Annotated in this window: 19 protein-coding genes; 10 read left to right on the plus strand and 9 right to left on the minus strand. The window is 33.4% G+C overall.

Annotated features, from left to right (window positions below; translation table 11 throughout):
- Positions 1-9 precede the first annotated feature (9 nt).
- From ACM39_RS00100 to ACM39_RS00120, 5 genes are all read right to left on the minus strand, one after another.
- Positions 10-2,544, minus strand: coding sequence for a YfhO family protein (locus ACM39_RS00100; protein WP_048508988.1), 2,535 nt, complete (start codon positions 2,542-2,544; stop codon positions 10-12).
- A 30-nt stretch (positions 2,545-2,574) separates the two neighbouring features.
- Positions 2,575-2,808: a hypothetical protein gene (locus tag ACM39_RS00105; RefSeq protein ID WP_048508989.1), complete on the minus strand. Its 234-nt coding sequence runs from the start codon at positions 2,806-2,808 to the stop codon at positions 2,575-2,577.
- Positions 2,809-2,835: 27 nt separating this feature from the next.
- On the minus strand, positions 2,836-3,885 hold the full coding sequence (locus ACM39_RS00110; protein WP_048508990.1) for a DUF6263 family protein: 1,050 nt from the start codon (positions 3,883-3,885) through the stop codon (positions 2,836-2,838).
- A 104-nt stretch (positions 3,886-3,989) separates the two neighbouring features.
- Positions 3,990-4,742 (minus strand): 23S rRNA (guanosine(2251)-2'-O)-methyltransferase RlmB, encoded by a 753-nt coding sequence (rlmB, locus tag ACM39_RS00115; protein ID WP_048508991.1) that lies wholly within the window; start codon positions 4,740-4,742, stop codon positions 3,990-3,992.
- A 1-nt stretch (position 4,743) separates the two neighbouring features.
- Complete coding sequence (locus tag ACM39_RS00120; RefSeq protein WP_048508992.1) at positions 4,744-5,214, minus strand: DinB family protein; 471 nt, start codon at positions 5,212-5,214, stop codon at positions 4,744-4,746.
- A 251-nt stretch (positions 5,215-5,465) separates the two neighbouring features.
- Here ACM39_RS00120 and ACM39_RS00125 point away from each other — a divergent pair, with 251 nt between their 5' ends.
- The 10 genes from ACM39_RS00125 (at position 5,466) to ACM39_RS00170 (ending at position 14,313) form a co-directional block, all read left to right on the plus strand.
- Positions 5,466-6,470: an AAA family ATPase gene (locus ACM39_RS00125; RefSeq protein WP_048508993.1), complete on the plus strand. Its 1,005-nt coding sequence runs from the start codon at positions 5,466-5,468 to the stop codon at positions 6,468-6,470.
- Positions 6,470-6,925, plus strand: a complete 456-nt coding sequence (locus ACM39_RS00130) for a GNAT family N-acetyltransferase (protein WP_048508994.1) — start codon at positions 6,470-6,472, stop codon at positions 6,923-6,925. Before ACM39_RS00125 ends, ACM39_RS00130 begins: the two co-directional genes overlap by 1 nt.
- A gap of 75 nt (positions 6,926-7,000) precedes the next feature.
- Positions 7,001-7,864 (plus strand): DUF58 domain-containing protein, encoded by an 864-nt coding sequence (locus ACM39_RS00135; protein ID WP_048508995.1) that lies wholly within the window; start codon positions 7,001-7,003, stop codon positions 7,862-7,864.
- A gap of 133 nt (positions 7,865-7,997) precedes the next feature.
- Positions 7,998-8,894: a BatD family protein gene (locus tag ACM39_RS00140; RefSeq protein WP_410470235.1), complete on the plus strand. Its 897-nt coding sequence runs from the start codon at positions 7,998-8,000 to the stop codon at positions 8,892-8,894.
- Positions 8,887-9,879, plus strand: a complete 993-nt coding sequence (locus ACM39_RS00145) for a VWA domain-containing protein (RefSeq protein ID WP_048508997.1) — start codon at positions 8,887-8,889, stop codon at positions 9,877-9,879. Before ACM39_RS00140 ends, ACM39_RS00145 begins: the two co-directional genes overlap by 8 nt.
- Positions 9,879-10,886 (plus strand): vWA domain-containing protein, encoded by a 1,008-nt coding sequence (locus tag ACM39_RS00150; protein ID WP_048508998.1) that lies wholly within the window; start codon positions 9,879-9,881, stop codon positions 10,884-10,886. Before ACM39_RS00145 ends, ACM39_RS00150 begins: the two co-directional genes overlap by 1 nt.
- Before the next feature lie 100 nt (positions 10,887-10,986).
- A complete protein-coding gene (locus ACM39_RS00155; RefSeq protein WP_048508999.1) occupies positions 10,987-11,733 on the plus strand; it encodes a tetratricopeptide repeat protein in 747 nt (248 codons plus the stop codon).
- On the plus strand, positions 11,733-13,466 hold the full coding sequence (locus ACM39_RS00160; RefSeq protein WP_048509000.1) for a BatD family protein: 1,734 nt from the start codon (positions 11,733-11,735) through the stop codon (positions 13,464-13,466). The genes ACM39_RS00155 and ACM39_RS00160 overlap by 1 nt, the downstream gene beginning before the upstream one ends.
- Positions 13,467-13,510: 44 nt before the next feature.
- Positions 13,511-14,113, plus strand: coding sequence for a MarC family protein (locus ACM39_RS00165; RefSeq protein ID WP_048509001.1), 603 nt, complete (start codon positions 13,511-13,513; stop codon positions 14,111-14,113).
- A gap of 5 nt (positions 14,114-14,118) precedes the next feature.
- Complete coding sequence (locus ACM39_RS00170; protein ID WP_048509002.1) at positions 14,119-14,313, plus strand: hypothetical protein; 195 nt, start codon at positions 14,119-14,121, stop codon at positions 14,311-14,313.
- Between the two features lie 83 nt (positions 14,314-14,396).
- Here ACM39_RS00170 and ACM39_RS00175 read toward each other — a convergent pair whose 3' ends face one another.
- The 4 genes from ACM39_RS00175 to ACM39_RS00190 all read right to left on the minus strand — a co-directional run bounded on the left by ACM39_RS00175 (position 14,397) and on the right by ACM39_RS00190 (position 18,153).
- Positions 14,397-14,975: a helix-turn-helix domain-containing protein gene (locus tag ACM39_RS00175; RefSeq protein ID WP_048509003.1), complete on the minus strand. Its 579-nt coding sequence runs from the start codon at positions 14,973-14,975 to the stop codon at positions 14,397-14,399.
- 160 nt (positions 14,976-15,135) lie between these two features.
- Positions 15,136-16,104: a chorismate-binding protein gene (locus ACM39_RS00180; protein ID WP_048509004.1), complete on the minus strand. Its 969-nt coding sequence runs from the start codon at positions 16,102-16,104 to the stop codon at positions 15,136-15,138.
- A gap of 22 nt (positions 16,105-16,126) precedes the next feature.
- Entirely contained in the window at positions 16,127-17,020 is an 894-nt protein-coding gene (locus ACM39_RS00185) for an outer membrane beta-barrel protein (protein WP_048509005.1), read from the minus strand.
- A gap of 14 nt (positions 17,021-17,034) precedes the next feature.
- The gene (locus ACM39_RS00190) at positions 17,035-18,153 is read right to left on the minus strand and encodes an RNA polymerase sigma factor (protein WP_048509006.1); all 1,119 of its coding nucleotides are present in this window, start codon (positions 18,151-18,153) and stop codon (positions 17,035-17,037) included.
- Positions 18,154-18,155: the final 2 nt, after the last annotated feature.

Raw genomic sequence — 18,155 nt, forward strand, 5'->3', positions numbered from 1 at the left:
TCTTAAACTTTAAACAGCTTCAGCTATTTTTTCTTTCTTCTTTTTATTAACCCAAAAAATTCCAAAACCGCTCAACGCAATGAATAACCCGAAGCAAAGAAGGGAAATCCATTTTCCTTTTTCAATAACTTCCGGCTCGAAAACCATTCTGATATTGTGACTTCCTGCAGGAACGTGAACTGCACGAAGCAAGTAATCTGCCTTGATGTAAGGAACTTCTTTTTCGTCCACAAACATTTTCCAGCCGTGAGGATAGTAAATTTCAGAGAAAACGGCTAATTGCGGAGTTTTAGACTGAGATTTGAACTCCAATTCATTAGGTTCATATTTAGTTAAATTAATAACAGCCGTAGAATCTGCCTGAAGAGGTTTATTATTAAAATAAGTTCTATCAGAAGTTGCGATTACCGCTGTTTTCTTATTGTCAATATCACCGATTGCCTTGATCTCCGCATTCGGAGTTTCAACAAATTTCACATCGCTTACGAACCATGCGTTTCCATTGGCTTTAGGGTTTGGTACAACCTGAGGCTGTTCCGGGCCTCCAAAAACCATGTATTTTGTATTTAATAAATTCAGAATTTTTGGAGTTTTTACACTGTCAATATTCGAGATATATTCATTAAGCAAATCATCATATCTTCTCAGTTTTACGGCATGATACCCTCCAATTGAAGCTTTAAAATATGATGTATTCGATTCACTTGTTACACCTAAAGTCTGATTGTAAATTCTATAATGTTTTTTATCTTTTTCAGCAATGGTTTCAAGTGTTTTGTTGATGTTTACGTTGGCTAAAATTGATTCTAAATTCGGGTTCCCCTGAACTTTATCTGCCAATAATTCTGAGCCTTCTGTCTGGAAAGGATTTTCAGCAAAGATTTTATCAACGTAGTTTTCATCGTTCAAATAACGCTTGTTTACTGACCATAAATCAAATAAACTTACTGCTCCGATGATGATTAACGCGATGTTTTGAGTCAGTTTTTGTTTTAAAACCATCAACAAAGCTGCCGCAGCAATTGCCACATAAATAAATGCTTTGATAGCATCAATTCTAAACAGTTTGAATCTCTCGTCAACTAAATATTCAAGTAGAAAAGGTGGGAAGTAAGTTTTTTCATTTTCTGTATGGAAGCCTAGTAAAGATTTACCAAAAACCAGAAGAATTAATATGAAACCTAAAGTTCCACCGCTTACATATAGAAGAATTTTCTGTTTATATTCCGTTGTCAATTTTTCGTCTGTGAAAAATCTGTAAAGACCGATCATTGCTATTAATGGAAATAATAATTCCACTACAACAAGGATGGAAGAAGGCGCCCTGAATTTGTTATAAAATGGCACAAAATCTATGAAAAAATCTGATAAAGGCATGAAATTGCTTCCCCAAGCCAATAAAACAGTTAAAATTGATGCTCCTAAAATCCAGTAACGGTATTTTTTCCAGGCAAAAAAGAATCCTAAGACAGCCAAGAAACAAACGATTGCTCCCTGATAAGCAGGTCCTGAAGTTCCCGGCTGATCGCCCCAATAGGTCACTCCGCTGAATCCTTTTGAGATTCTGTCCATTTCAGCCTGTGTAGAGATGTTTTCCTGAATCAGCTCCTGAACCCTGTTCATAATTTCTTTTCCTTCAGGCTCTTGGCTTCCGCCACCCATTAATCTTGGAATGAAAAGATTCAGAGTTTCCAGTCTTCCGTAGCTCCACATCAGCATACTTTCTTTATCCATCCCAGAATTTCCTCCGGTGTGGCTGTCGTTTGTTAAAATCTGTTTTCCACGAACGGTTTCCTTCACATATTCAGAATTTGCCATGATTCTTTGAGCATTCATCCCAACTCCGATTAAACAAGAAGCTGCAATAATTCCCGAAGAAATAAGAAAATGCCTCATCGGTGTTTTCTTCTGAATAGTTCTGATCAATTCAGATAAGAATAAAAACCCTAACGCAATAAACAGGTAATACGTCATCTGAGGATGGTTTGCCGCTATTTGAAGCCCCATAAAAAGGGTAGTGACTATGAATCCCCAAATGTAACTTTTCCTGATATAAACCAATAAAATTCCGGCTAAAAGTGGTGCGAAATATTCAATAGTATTTACTTTACCATTGTGTCCCGCCGCAATAATGATATAAAAATAGGTAGAAAGCCCGAAAAATGTGGCTCCCAAAAGGGCATATTTCCAGTTTCTGACTGCCACCATCCCTAAAAGGAAAAATCCTGAAAATAGCAAGAAAAGATAATTTACCGGTCTTGGAAGAAAATTCAGATAACTGTCGACCTGTTTGATAATATCACCCTCAAAACGGCTTCCCATCTGATAAGTAGGCATTCCTCCAAACATGGAATCACTCCAATAGGTTTCTTTTCCATAGCTTGCTCTATAGTCGAGAAGTTCCTTTGCTCCGCCTCTGTATTGGACGATGTCGTGCTGAAAAAGCTGTTTACCTGAAAAAACAGGAGTGGAGTATAAAAATGCTAAAACTATAAATACAACTAATGAAATTGCAATATAAATTAAGTTTTTATTCTTGGCCATGTTGGTTATTATCTTTTGTTTCCGGAAATTTTACCTTTTTTTGTCATTACTCTCTTTTACCTCTTCATAGTCCACAGTTTCTGCGTCCCATTTCAGGTTTTTACTGATATTCTTATTCGAGTTTATATCCTGCTGTTTATTATTGTTTTGATTATTATTGTTGAATCTGTAACTGTAGAACGTTTTAAAGAAAATTCTCTTTAAAATATTCCAGACAAAAAAAATAATAATAGCTGTAAATACTAACTCAAGAATGTACTTCATAATTTTTTTAATTTAAAATCTTCAACATTATTTTGCGGAAGGATTTACCATTACAGAAGAGTTTGAAACGCTTTTCATAGACTGAGATTGTTTTCCGTCCGAAATCGTTTCGATTTGGGTGGTTTTTACGCTGATATTCTGGTTGGTAATCCATCCTGTACTTTGATCAAACTTTATGGTACCGTTTTGTACAAGCTCGCTGCTTAAACTATGTGTGATTGGTCCCTGAGCTTTTTTCTCGGTTTTCTTAGGAATCCCTCCTGTTACAGAAATTTCTGCAATATTATTTCCTAAACTTTTCAATACATAATTTGAAGTTACTTTTACAGAACCGCTTGGATCTGCATTTTCAGAACTTGTCCATTTTTCACCAATTTTTACTCCTTTTTTAGGAATAATCGTAAGGTTTTTATTGAATTGATCTTTTAAAACCTTTTCATTAAAGCTTTCTTTAAGGCTTGCTACAACACTGGCTTTTTGATTGGCATCTTTCACAAGAGTACCTACAGCATTGGAAACTTTGGTATAAACGGCATCGAAACCTGTAATCGAAATTACATTTCCTTCCGTGTCCATTTTCATATTAAGCTTGTTGCCTGTAAGCGCTCTGTTGATATTCCAGATCATTTTAAGATCTTCTTCCTTAGGAATTGGCTGCTTTGTATCTACAATGATAGTTTTTCCCTGGGAAGTCTGAGAATTTCTTTTTCCGATAAGATTAAGAGTCATGTCATAAATATTTCCTTTAATATCATTTACTGTGAAAGACATCTCATCTGTAGATTCGCTTGTTCCGTTAAGAGTTTTTCCTTGAGGATCTGTCATTGTTTTTGTATCCCTTTGGTACGTTGTAAGAGGATATGTTTTTCCTTTTTCAAGTTTGAATGTATGCTTTATGATACCTGCAGAATCCTTAATTGCAGGATTTTCCTCTACTTTTGCAACAGAATCAGCAGGAACTTCTACTGTTACTGTTTTCCCTGTTTTCGGATCTACTTTTGTGATCGTTGCTGTTTCTTTTTTACAAGATACAAGAGCTATAGATGATATAAGCGCAAGCGCTGCGATATTCTTCATTTGAATTTTTTTAATTTTTATTTTTTACTACTATTCTTAATACACAGGAGTTTCTTTTTAACCAAGCTTATCGAGTTCAGTTATGCGATACTACCCTTCATCTGTTACGGATTTACAGCTATCTTCTGTCTTACTGCTTCGTACAAAATCGCTCCACAGGCTACAGAAACGTTTAGAGATTGGGTTTTACCTTCGATTGGTAGTTTTATCTTTTCATCTGCATGATGTAGGACCTCTTTAGAAATTCCTGTTTCCTCATTACCCATTACAATAGCGCAAGGTTCGTTGAAATTAACATCATAAATCAGTTTTTGAGCCTTTTCGCTTGCTGCAAAAACCGCAATTCCGCTTTGCTGAAGGAAATCTACAACATGAGCTAAATTGGGCTCTTTACATATTTTTACATTATAAAGTGCTCCGGCAGAAGTCTTTATTGCGTCAGAATTAATCGGTGCAGCTCCTTTTTCAGGAATAATGACAGCGTCTATTCCTACACATTCTGCTGTTCTGCAGATTGCTCCGAAATTTCTCACATCTGTCAATCTATCCAGTATCAATAAAAAAGGGGTTTTCCCATCTTCAAATAATTGAGGCACAATGTCTTCGACTTTATGAAAAGGCACATCTGAAATGAATGCTACAACACCCTGATGGTTTTTTCTTGTAAATCTGTTCAGTTTTTCAACCGGAACGTAGTTGGGACGGATTTTATTTTTAGCTAAAATTGTCTTTAATTCTGCATAAATATCTCCTTGCAGGGCATTTTGCACGAAGACTTTGTCAATCGTTTTTCCTGCTTCAATAGCTTCAATTACGGGACGAAGCCCGAAAATAAAATCGTCTTTTTTATCTGTCATTTTAATATTTTTCTCCTAAAATTGCTCTTTTCTGGGACATGATATAGCCATAATGAAGGCTTTCATGCATGTTGTTGAAAATAATGGCATCCTGAATACTCTTCAAATCCATCCCGAAACTTGTAGTGTAAGGTGTGTAATCTGAAAAGAAATCGCTGTCATAATCCTTCATCAAAATTTTAGAGGTTTCAGTTAATAAAAACTCTAAATCTTCCACTTCTGATTTTTGAACGTTTAAATTAGGTAAAGTTCCTTTTTTGTACGTTTCAATCCAATATTTATCAATTCTGAAAGGGTTTCCGCTTAAGTAATAATGCAAAAGCTGCTGTGTGGCAACGGTATGCGCGATATTCCAGTAAATATTATTGTTAAAACCATCCGGAATAAACAAAAGGTCTTCATGAGAAGTGTTTTGTAGAATATCCAAAAGGTTTCTTCTTACCTGTCTGTGGGCTTGAAAATGATAATTCATTTTGCAAAATTTTTAATCACCAAAAATAGTTTAATAAACTGGAAATGACAATTTTTGAATGGCAGATTAAAGCAAAATTTATATATTTTTATGAAAAAATTGAATAATGTTGTTGAGTTTTAAGGTTTCAACTATTCTCAATCTCGCATTATTGCTGGAATATTTAACAAACTTTAACTCAAATATGGCATTAATTGTGTTGATTAATGCAAGTATTTATTAGAAATTTACCAATTATTTTAAATTAACCTATGTCAGATACATATCAAGCAGAAGATATTCGTCAGTTGACGGAAAAAGTAAAGGAAAAAAATTACTTGTTTTCTCTTCTGAGGCAGGAAATCAACAAAGTTATTATTGGTCAGGAATATATGATAGACCGTCTTTTAGTAGGACTTCTGGGGAATGGTCATGTTCTTTTGGAAGGAGTTCCTGGCCTAGCGAAAACTTTGGCGATAAAGACGCTGGCAGAAGCTGTTCATGGTGACTTTTCAAGAATTCAGTTTACACCGGATTTGCTTCCTGCAGATGTGGTGGGAACAATGATTTATAATATCAAAGACAATGATTTTTCCATAAAGAGAGGTCCTGTTTTCGCCAATTTTGTACTTGCAGATGAGATCAATCGTGCTCCGGCAAAGGTTCAGTCTGCTCTTCTGGAAGTGATGCAGGAAAAACAGGTGACAATAGGAGATGAGACGATGAAGCTTCCAAAGCCGTTTTTGGTATTGGCTACTCAAAATCCAATTGATCAGGAAGGTACTTATCTTTTGCCGGAAGCACAAAGTGACCGTTTTATGCTGAAATGCACCATTGATTATCCGAAATTCGAAGATGAAAGAACGGTTATGAGAATGGTTTCTACTTCTCATCAGCCTGAAATCAAGCCTGTGATTTCCCTTCAGGATATTGTGGATGCGAAAGAATTGATTAATCAGATTTATCTTGACGAAAAGATTGAAAAATATATTCTGGATATGGTTTTTGCAACACGTTATCCTGAAAATTATGGTCTTTCAGAGCTTAAAAATTATATCGGTTTCGGAGCTTCTCCCAGAGCATCAATCAACCTGGCAATTGCATCCAGAGCATATGCATTCTTAAAAGGAAGGGCTTTTGTTATTCCTGAAGATGTAAAAGAATTGGCAAAAGATGTATTGAGGCATAGAATTGGCTTAACTTTCGAGGCAGAAGCAGAAGAAATTTCATCAGAAGAAATTATCAATAGAATTTTAGCGAAAATTCAGGCTCCGTAATGAGTGAAGTTGTGATTAGAAAAGCAATTCAGGAAGATTGTGCTCCGATGTTGGATCTGATTAAAGAATTGGCTGATTATGAAAAAGCTTTACATGAAGTTACTTTGACTTTAAAGCAATTTACTGAGGACGGATTCGGAAAATCGCCGGTCTGGGGAGCTTTTGTTGCTGAATTTAATGGAGCAATTGTTGGGATATCATTATACTACGACAGATATTCAACCTGGAAAGGAAGAAGATTATATTTGGAAGATTTAGTTGTGACAGAAAAATTGAGGGGAAAACAAATCGGGAAGAAATTATTTGATGCAACCTTAGAACACGGAAAGTCAAATCAGTACAGCGGAATGGTTTTTCAGGTGTTAAATTGGAACAAACCGGCAATTAATTTCTATCAAAAGTACAATCCGAAATTTGATGATGAATGGTTTAATGTTTCGATTGAATTCAAATAGACGAAAGAGGGGAAGATGCTGAAATTTTTTGAAAACGCTACAACACTTAAACTCTAATACACTCAAACTTAAGAGATGCAGATAAAAGATATTGTAAAAAAAGTAAAGCAGATAGAAATTCGTACTCGAAAGAAGACGGAGGCCTCTCTGATGGGACAATATCACAGTGCTTTTAAAGGTCAAGGGATGACTTTTTCAGAGGTTCGCCCGTACCAGTTTGGAGACGAAATCCGAAGAATTGACTGGAATAAGACGGCACGTTTCCGTGAACCCTTTGTAAAGGTGATGGAAGAGGAAAGGGAACTGACAATGATGCTGGTTGTAGATATTTCTGCTTCGATGGATTATGGTACAAAAACTCAGCTGAAAAGGGAATTTGTTGCTGAAATTGCTGCAAGTTTGGGCTTTTCTGCTGCCGGAAATAACGATAAGGTGGGACTGATTTTATTTGCTGATAAAGTCTATAAAGTAATTCCGCCACAAAAAGGAAGAAAACATATTCTTTCGATTATCAGTAATATTTTAACAGCTGATTATGTTCCCGCAGAGTCAAAAATAGACAAAGCGATGGAATATATGATGGGGATTTTTAAAAGAAAATCTTTAGTTTTCCTTTTTTCTGATTTTGAAGATGGATATGATTCTAAAATGCTGAGAGTGGCATCTAAAAAACATCAACTGTTGGGAATGAGGATTTATGATGAAAAAGACAATGAAATTCCTGATGTTGGTTATACCTTATTATGTGATGCAGAAACAGGAAAACAGGTTTGGGCGAATACTTCAAGTGCAAGGTGGAGATATACTTTTGCGGAAGCTCAGAAACAGAAATTGAAAGCTTTGGAAGAAGACTTTGCCAATAGTTCGGCCAGTTTTATGAATATTAATACCGGTGAGGATTATTCAAAATTATTGTATAATTATTTTCAAAAGAAATAAATGTTATGTGGTAAGTTTGTCATCTGAACGAGCGAATGCACGGCGAAGAATCTCTATAAACAGCCAAAAATGCTTAGACTTTCCCTGACTTCGAAATGACGAATTTACTTAATCATTAAACGTAATGATGAAATTGAGAAAACTATTATTTATATTTTGTTTTTTAATCTGTGCAAATGCTTTTTCACAGTTACTTTCTTCTACCATTGAGAAGAAAACTATTGCTTTAGGAGAAGTGAATCACTTTGTAGTAACGATCAATAATCTTAGGAATGAGCAGGTTTCTGCGGCTCCGCAAAATGAATTGCTACCTTTCCATTTTGAAGAAATAAAAGACAGTATTGCCCAAAATCCTGATATATATTATAGAAGAATTGACTTTGCGGTATATGAAGAAGGGAAATTTACCATTCCTGAACTTGAATTTAAAGTGGGAGGAAAAGTTTTAAAAACAATACCTTACGAAATAGATGTCATTAATACAGCTCAAAAAGGAGATCCCATTAATGATATTATGAAAAATAAGGAAGTAAAACTCGAAGCGGCTGATTATTGGGAGCTGTACAAATTTTATATTTTGGCAGCGATTGCTGTTGTTTGCCTGATTATAGCAATTATTATGTTTGTGAAATGGGGAAGGAAATCGAAGAGTTCACCTGTTGTTGCCACTAATCAGACTTTAAAGGAGCTTGATTCTCTCAGAAAGAAAAAGTATGTGGAAACAGGAAATTACCGTTCATTCTATGTTGAATTAATTGATATTTCAAGAAATTTTATCACCAAACAATATCACTTACCGGCTGATGTTTTATTGACGGATGATTTGGTTGATTTGATGAAAAAAAATAATACGATATCTCAGGAAAATGAAAGGGTAGTGGAAGATGTGTTTTTAAGAGGTGACTTGGTGAAATTTGCCAAAACATTTCCTGATAAAGAAACGATGGAAAAAGATCTTGCAGATATCAGCGATTTTGTGAGAAGATCTTCAAAAGATTTAGAATTTGAAAACTTGAGAAAGGATGTTTAATTTTGAATTTTATAGCCCTTGGTTTTTAATCCTTTTTCTATTGTTTATACCTCTGCTTTTCAGAGATATAAGTAAACGAAAAAGAAAAGGTATTAAAGTTCCAACGGTTAAAAATATGAACGCCGGCGGGGGGATTTTGCCTGTACTTTTTTTACTTAAAATATCAAAGTACATCATACTTTCTGCATTGATTATTGCGATGGCAAGACCTCGTACTTTTACTATTTCTCAAGACCGGGATGATACAAAAGGAATAGATATCATGCTTTCTGTAGATGTTTCTTTGAGTATGTTGGCGAAAGATTTAACACCTGACCGTTTGACAGCCCTTAGAGATATTGCCATAAAATTCGTAGATAAACGTCCAAACGACAGATTAGGTTTAGTGACTTATTCAGGAGAGGCTTTTACAAAAGTCCCGGTAACTTCCGATCATCAGGTTGTTATTGATGAGCTGAAAAATCTTAATCCTCTGGAACTTCAGCCCGGAACTGCGATCGGAGAAGGGCTATCTGTCGCGGTAAATCATCTTAAAAATAGTAAGGCAAAAAGTAAAATCATTATTTTAATGACGGATGGTGTGAATACTATTGAAAATGCAATGCCTGCACAAGTAGCCGCAGAATTGGCAAAAAACAATAATATTAAAGTATATGCAATCGGAATTGGGACAAATGGTTATGCCCTGATGCCAACTCAGACTGATATTTTTGGAGATTTAGTTTTTACTGAAACTGAAGTGAAAATTGATGAGCCGGTTTTGAAAGAAATTGCTCAGATGACTGGTGGAAAGTACTTTAGAGCTACTTCAAACAATAGTCTGGAGGAAGTTTATGATGAAATTAATCAATTGGAAAAATCTGATGTAAAGGTTTCCAAACTATATAATTACGCGGAATATTTTAAATTTTTTCTTTGGATAGCGTTGGGAATGCTAGTGTTTGATGCGTTGCTAAGATGGGTTTTATATAAATTTTTAAGCTGATGGATTGGTATTTAGGAAATTATTGGTATTTATTGTTGCTGTTGCTTTTGCCGCTGTTAGCCGTCTTTTTGATTCGTTATTTAAAATGGAAAAAGAAGAAAAGAGAAGTTTTTGCAGAAAGTAAGTTCCATGATGATTTATTTGAAAAAAAATCTGGTTTTACGAAATTTTTTCCTGTTTTATACCTTTTGGGGACATTATTCCTGATTTTTTCAATTATTGATTTATTAAACGGGGCAGAAGAAGTTAAAACAAATCAGAGGATGAATAATGTAATTTTTATGCTGGATGTTTCCAACTCAATGAATGCAGAAGATATTGAGCCAAGTCGTTTGACCGAAGCAAAAAATCTGATGATAAATACAATGCAGAAATTGAAAAGTGATAAAGTTGGGATTGTGATTTTTGCGGGAGAAGCGACATCTATTATGCCTTTAACAACAGATTATAATTCTGCCGAAACTTATATCAATGCTGTTGAAACAAATTCAATGCAGATTCAGGGGACTGATTTTTTAAAAGCAATGCAGGCAGCAGCTAATAAGTTTAAAAACGTAAATAAAGATTCAAGAAAAATTGTTTTGTTGAGTGACGGTGAAGATAATGAAGGAAATGACAATGCAGCTATAAAACTGGCGAATAAAGAAGGGATAATGGTTACTTCAGTTGGAATCGGAACTGACGAAGGAGCTCCTGTTCCTGAATATGTTTTTGGACAATTAATGGGTTATAAATCAGATGTAAGCGGACAGACCGTGATTTCCAAAAGACAAACTGAAGCCTTGAAGAAAATGGCAGAGGGAACGGGTGGAAGCTATATTGATGGAAACAATATTAACGAAGCTCCGGACAGAATTATTGATGCTTTAAACAAAAAGCAGTCATCCTCACTAACCACGGTAAAATCTCAAAATGCTAATCACTATTACCAATATTTTTTAGCAGTATCAATATTCTTTTTCTTTTTAATCTACCTTATTAACCCAAAACGAGACTTTAATGTTTGATTTTTACGCTTGTTTATCAGGGTTTTAATTGGATATTTTAACCGAATTTTAACAAATAAAACGCTGTTTCTTAACATATAAAGGAATAATTTTGCATTGTATGAATACTAAAATCATATTTTTATCGTTAATATTTGCTTTTGCATTCTCAAACTTTGCGTTTGGGCAAGAAAGTTACAGGACTTTGGTATTTGAAGGCAATCAGAAATTTAACGGTAAAGATTATGACGGAGCGTCTGCTAAATACTTTGAAGCGGTAAAATCTAACAGAAAAGAATTTACTGCTCATTACAATTTGGCAAATGCATTGTATAAAAGCAAAAAGTATGAGGAGGCTAAAACAGAATTTGAAAGAGCACAGAAATTGGCTCAGACACTTCCTGATAAAGCAGCGGCTCTTCATAATATGGGCAACACTTATATGCAGATGAATCAGCCTGAGCAGGCTGCAAATTTTTATAAGCAGGCTCTGAAACAAGATCCTTACAACGAGGCAACAAGAAAGAATTATGAGATTGCCAAGTTAAAAGAAAAAGAAAATCAACAGAAGAAAAACCAGCAAAATAACTCAGGTAAAGGAGGCGGTGGCAAAGACCAAAAACAGAATGATGATCAAAAAGGAGATCCTAAAGATAAAAACCAGGACAAAGGAAGCGGAAAGCAAAATCAGGGTGATAGTCAACAGGGAAAAGATCCTAATCAGAATCAAAATAATGAAGGCAAAATGCCTAAAGATCTCGAAGACGCAATTTTAAATAAAGTAAGCGATAAAGAAAGAGAAACCGCCAGAAGAATTTTGAATAAAAATTCTTATTCGATGCCTGAGAGCAACGAGAAAGATTGGTGATGCAATATAGACTGATTTACATATTATTCCTTTTATCTTCCGTAATTTCTTACGGACAGGTGAATATTTCTATAGACCCGGATAAGAATGATTATTCGGGCAAAGATGTTGTAAATCTTACGATTGTTTTGGAAATGAACGGTAGCGAATATAATCAGCAAACACCTATTCGCTTACCTGACTTATCGAAATTTAACATTATCGGAAGCGGATCTGTCAACAATACCTACATTGATCCTGCAACCAATACTGTAATTACACAGCGGGTTTCACAAATCGCTCTTGAACCGAAGCAAAAAGGTAAAATCAAAATTGGTTCGGTACTTGTCACGGTTAACAATAAAATTTATAAAACAGAACCATTCGACATTAATATCAGAGATGTTGAAAAGAAATCTGTTGCCAATAATTCTAATGATCTCTATCTGAATATGGAGATTGAAGATCGTGACGTTTATCAGGACCAGCCTACAATCGCTGTCTTAAAAGCATATTCTAAAAACATGGATAATTTCAGGAAAGTGAAAAATATTCATCTTCCTAAACAAAATAATATCAATGTTTATCCTGTAAGTTTCACAAAATCGGATATTGATCCTTCAGCACCAGGAAGTATGTCTTCCCAGATTCTGGCTGTGTTTATGATATTTCCAAATGAAGCGGGCTATGTAGAAGTTCCTTCCGTTTCTGCTTCTGTGAGCTCTTATTCTAATAAAAATAAAGTTTTATCAAATAAAGTAAAACTTAATGTAAAAAAGCTTCCGGAGGGTTCTCCTGAATATTTTAAAAATGCAGTTGGGAATTTTAATGTAAGTGTGTACAGCGCCTCGAAAGAGAAGGCTGAGGTTAAAAAACCAATCAATGTAGTAGTGAAAGTGACAGGAGAAGGAAATTTATCGAATATGCAGCTGCCAACGCTTGAAGTGTCTCCGGATTATGATTTTTTTGCTCCGAAAATCACTTCTAATGTTGCACCGGGCACAACAGGAATTAAAGGTGAGATTCTTGCCAATTATATAGTTATTCCTAAAAAGGCTGGTGAAATTGCTATAAAAACAGAGCAGTTTGCTTTCTTTAATCCTGCGAGTAAGGAGTATGTAGATTTGGGACAGAAAATTTTAGCTTTAAATACATTCTCTCATGATCAAATCATGGAATCCCGTACAACCGTTGAAAAGGTTAATGAATATACAAATAGTTTTTTGGAAACGGTAAATACACCTGTTTTAAAAACAACCTCGTTTAAAGTTAAGGAAAAAAGTAAATTTAATTGGAATGTTTTACTTACCAATGTAGGGATTCTTTTAGGTTTATTTATCGCTTATCTTGTATTTAAAAGTTGGCAAAAAAAACGTACTTTAGTTAAAGAAACTGTATCTGAAAAATCTTTAGGCTCAGTCGCAGAGGCAGAAAACGAAATCAGAGAAAGATTAAAAACAGATATCTCTGATTACTTCAGCTATCTCGAAAATTTAAAAGATAATGCAGACTATAATAAGTTTTTTGCCACCATTGATGAGCTGGATTCTGAGGTGAGAAATCAGTATTTTCAAAGTTCTGACGAAGATTTTAAGGCTTTCTTAGAAAACTATAAAGGAGCTTCTGTTGCTGAGGAATATAGAAATCTTTTTCAAAGGATTCAGATAGAAAAGTTTGCTCCGGTAAAATCCCCTGAAGGAATTAATGAACTTTTGCATGCTATTGTTAATTTGTATTCTAAAATTAGCAAATAATCAATTTATTTTCATATTTTTGCGAAATTTTTAATTACAAAGAGATGGAAGTTTTCAACGATTTTTCTATAAAAGAGATTGTTACCTGTTTTATGGTTCTTTTTGCTGTCATTGATATTATTGGGTCTGTTCCGATTGTCGTAAGTTTACAGCAGAAATTTGGACAAATTGAAGCTGGAAGAGCTTCTGTAACTGCAGGAATTATTATGATTGTTTTCCTGTTTGTAGGGAATAAAATTCTTAAATTAATAGGAGTTGATGTAAATTCTTTTGCCATTGCAGGTGCATTTGTGATTTTTATCATAGCATTGGAAATGATTTTAGGAATTGAAATCAATAAAAATTCTGAAGCAAAGTCTGCATCCATTGTCCCTATTGCTTTTCCTTTAGTTGCGGGGGCAGGAACCTTGACCACTACACTATCACTCAGAGCTGAATTTCATGACATTAATATTATTTTTGGAATCATTCTCAACACAATTTTCGTATATTTGGTGCTGAAATCAGCGAAATGGCTGGAGAGAAAAATGGGAGAGGCTACATTGTCAATCTTACAGAAAGTTTTCGGAATCATCCTTTTAGCAATTTCAATCAAGTTATTCACCGCAAATTTTGCACAATTGGTGCAGAATTATATTAATTTTTAAGAATTATGCAGAAGTTTTATAAAGTATTTCTAGTACTGTTTATCGTTTTCATCGCAATCAATCTTTATGCTTTAGACTGGCAATCAGAAATTCTATCTGAAGATAATTTGAAGTTTGTATTTTCAATTGCCTCGGCAGTGATAGGTCTTATTTTACTTTTCGTTTTAGAGACGTGGAGTAGAATTGGTGTAAAGAAATAATCTTAATTACAATTAAAAATATAAAAAACTTCTTTCATATCGAAAGAGGTTTTTTTATATAAAATTGACAAGTTTTTGTGATATTAAGAATCAAGTTTTACTTTTTCAGATTCTTCCTTCAAATAAACAGAAAGGCTGCTTCCTGTTCTCTTTTTGAAGGCTGTTGAGAATGCCTGTTCGTTATTATATCCTAATTCTTCAGCAATTACAGACAATTTGTAATAACGAAATTTTTTATCGTCAGAAAATCTATGAATAGCATAATCTATTCGTAAATCATTCAGATAAGTTGCGAAATTTTTCCCTTTATAAATATTGATAACTTCTGATAAATAAGCTGTATTCGTATTAAGCTTTTTAGAAAGATTGGCCAATGTGATACCTTTAGAAAGATAAGTATTTTCATTTTCAAAGGTTTCCAAATCACTCAGAATTTTACTTACGACATCTTTAGAAATGGTGCAGAAGGTTTTTGTCTTTAAACTTTCTCTTTGTTGGTTTTCAACAAATTGTTTTTGGAGCTCAAGTTTAAAAGTATTATAATTTTTATGATTTGGCTGAGCAAATTTAGGAATATTTGCAGCATACTGTTTCTGGAAATTCAAGAACAATATATAAATAACTAATAAAAGTAAAAGTGTCAATAATAAAACGGTATACATGGCTGAGATTTTTCTTAATAGATACGGAATATCAAATTTCGTGCTAGAGATTATAAGTTTGATAAGTTTTTAAATACTTAAATAGTTTTTTTGATAGCTAAATGGTATTTTTATGAATATTAAATATTAATTTAAGTTAAAATATGTTTGGGTAAATATATTAAATTATCTTCAAATTCTTTAAAACGGCTTCAGATTTCAATTCCGTTTCATGCCACTCTTTTTCCGGATTGCTTTGTACTGTGATTCCTCCGCCCACAAACAGGTGAACAGAATTTTTATAAAGTTTGGCACAACGTAGGTTAACAAAATATTGAATGGTTTCTTCCGTTTCTATTTTGATATAGCCAGCATATAATTCACGGGGAAATTTTTCAAGCTGCTGAATATTTTCTTTACAAAAATCTTTCGGAATACCGCACACAGCCGGAGTAGGATGTAAATCGTGAATAATTTTATCTAAATCTTCAGAATTTATTTTTGTTTTAAAATCTGTTCTTAAATGTTTAATATTTCCTGAAATATGATCATAAGTTTCAGATTCGTTAATGTTTTCTGAATAATTATTTAAAATATTTCTGATATAAGATGATACGGGCTTTTGCTCTTCAATTTCTTTTTCAGACCAGTTTTCTGAGACAGGAAGAGTTCCCGCAAGGCTCATCGTTTCAAATTCATGCGTGGTTTTGTTGAATTTTCCTAAAACTTCCGAAAAAGCCCCCATCCAAGAATTTTCGCCATCGATAAAAATATATCTGAAAGCATTTGGGTAAGATGTACTTATATTTTTAAAGCTTTCCTTTAAATCAATTTCATTAAAGTCTGTGAAAATTTTTCTTCTGGAATAGACAATTTTTGGGAGATTATTTTCTTTGATTACCTGAATTACTTTTTCAAGCTGCTGTAAATATTCTTCTTTTGTTTCAGCAACAAAACCATTTTTATCTTTGCTTAAAAAGCTGTTTGTAAGATTATTTTTTTCAAATTTTTCAGGATTTATTTCAATGATATTTCCACTAAAACTAGTTTGCCTGATCCCATCGAATGAATGAAAATTGACATATTTTTGTTCGCTTTTTTCGTCTGTGGAATAAAGTTTTTCGTCGAATGGAAATTTGAAATAAATCATTATTGAATGGTTTTAGAAAATCTTATTTGGAAATAACGTAAGAAATTCCAAGGTTGATTTTTCTTTCTGCAAAGGTATTATTAGTCTTAAAAATGTCAAAATCAAATGAACTGTTTTTTACCGAAACATTGTTTAAATTGTACTGCTGATAGTCGAAACTGATTAAAACTTTTCTAAGAACTCTATATTGGAACCCAAAAGAGAATCCAAAATTAATTTGAGTGGTTTTGAAATCTTCCAGCTTGTTCAAAATTTTATTTTCAGGAACAAGAAACTGCATTTTATAATCCGTTCTATTAGCTAGAAAACCGACAAACGGACGAATATTTTTCCAATCGTAGAAAAATTTTAGCTGTAAAGCATATTCAACGTGTTTATTATTAAATCTTTGAAATAATAACGGCTGGTTATCTTTAGTGAAATAATAGCCGTTAAGGTAGGTTTCTTCTTGCGTTCCATCTAAATCAAAAGTTGAATTCCAATGATAAACATTTGCAGATAACATTAATGAAAATCGAGGATCGGCAATATTTCTTGAAACCCAGATTCCAATATTTTCACCAAATTGCTGTTTGTCGGAAGAAAGTTCTCTTGCCCAATTACTGTTTTTCAAACCCAATCCTGCTTCAATTCCATATTCCAGCCTATTAGCGAGCTGTTTTCTGATTTTTTGATTGAATCTTTTATTTTTTAGTTTTTCTTTAAGGACATCCTTAATTTCTTTTTCCTGAACACTAAGCAGGGTTAAATAAATATCTTTAAATTTTGATTTAAAAGGTTTTTCTAAATAAATGGTATCATAAACGACTACTTTTTCGTAGACATATATTGTATCTGTTTTTTTCTTTCTTTTTTGTGCAAATGAAAAATTTACGACAACAATTAATAAAAAGAAAATAATTTTTTTAAAAAACATGAGATGGTTATTAATTATCTTTCTATAAATATTGTATCTCTCTGGATAACTTTTTTTACAACAATTACTTTTTGCCGTGATTCTTTTGCAGAATCTTTGCGAATTGTTTTCTTTGAATTTTTAGTACTTTTTTCGTTTAAATTTATTTTAGTTTCAGAAATATTTTCCTGGATATTTTTATTTTCAATGGAATTTATTATGCTTGAGTTTTCTCTAACAATATTTCCATTTGAAGTTGTCTTTACATCTGAATTTTGTTCTTGAGAAGAATTTTCAGATGTTGATGTATCTTTTGATTTTATATCGTCAGAAATAACCGGGTTATTATTTATAGAAAGATAATTTTTCGGGCTTAATAAAAAAACAGAAGCAGCGATAATTATTAAAACTGTTGAACCAATCACTATTTTTTTCTTCCAAGCTTTATTTGATGTTGAAAAAGAAATGGAATGGTTAAATTTAATATTATCAGGAAGCTCTAAACTTTTTGAAGGTTTGATTTTAAAATCAGAGAATTTATTTTGAAATGTTTGTGCCCATAACAAACCTCCAAGCCCGAAAATAACCAACAACTGAGCCAGTTTTTTTTTGTTTTTAGGTGTGCTTTGAGTTACTACGTTATTCATCAAATAATTCTGAATAAACTTTTTGGCTCTCATTAAGTGTGATTTCGAAGTATTGACAGAAATTCCCAAAGCACTTGAAATTTCGGCATGAGAATAATTTTCAATAAAGTGTAGATTGAAAACAGATTTGTGGTGAGAAGGCAGATTATCGATAGATGACAAAAGTTCTTCTCTCGTGAAATCGTATATAAAAATGTGTTTTTTTTCGTCTAAAGAAGGGTGATTCATCTCTGAAAATGTATCTGGTATTTCTGATGGTTCGGTGTCTACAAAAACGTTTTTACTGTTTTTTCGCAGGTATTGCAAAGCATTGTTTACTACAATTTTTTTTAGCCATCCAAAAAGTGCATTTTCATCTCTGAGCTGATGATTGTTTTGTATGGCCACAATGAAACTGTCCTGAAGAATATCCTCTGCAGTATGGATATCGTGTATATATCGGCGGCAAATCCCCAAAAGTTTTGGGGAGTGATTTTCATATATCTTTTGCCAGTTTAATTTTGTCATTC

Origin of the sequence: Chryseobacterium sp. FH2 (assembly GCF_001045455.1) — a bacterium.
In the GTDB taxonomy this organism is placed as follows: domain Bacteria; phylum Bacteroidota; class Bacteroidia; order Flavobacteriales; family Weeksellaceae; genus Chryseobacterium.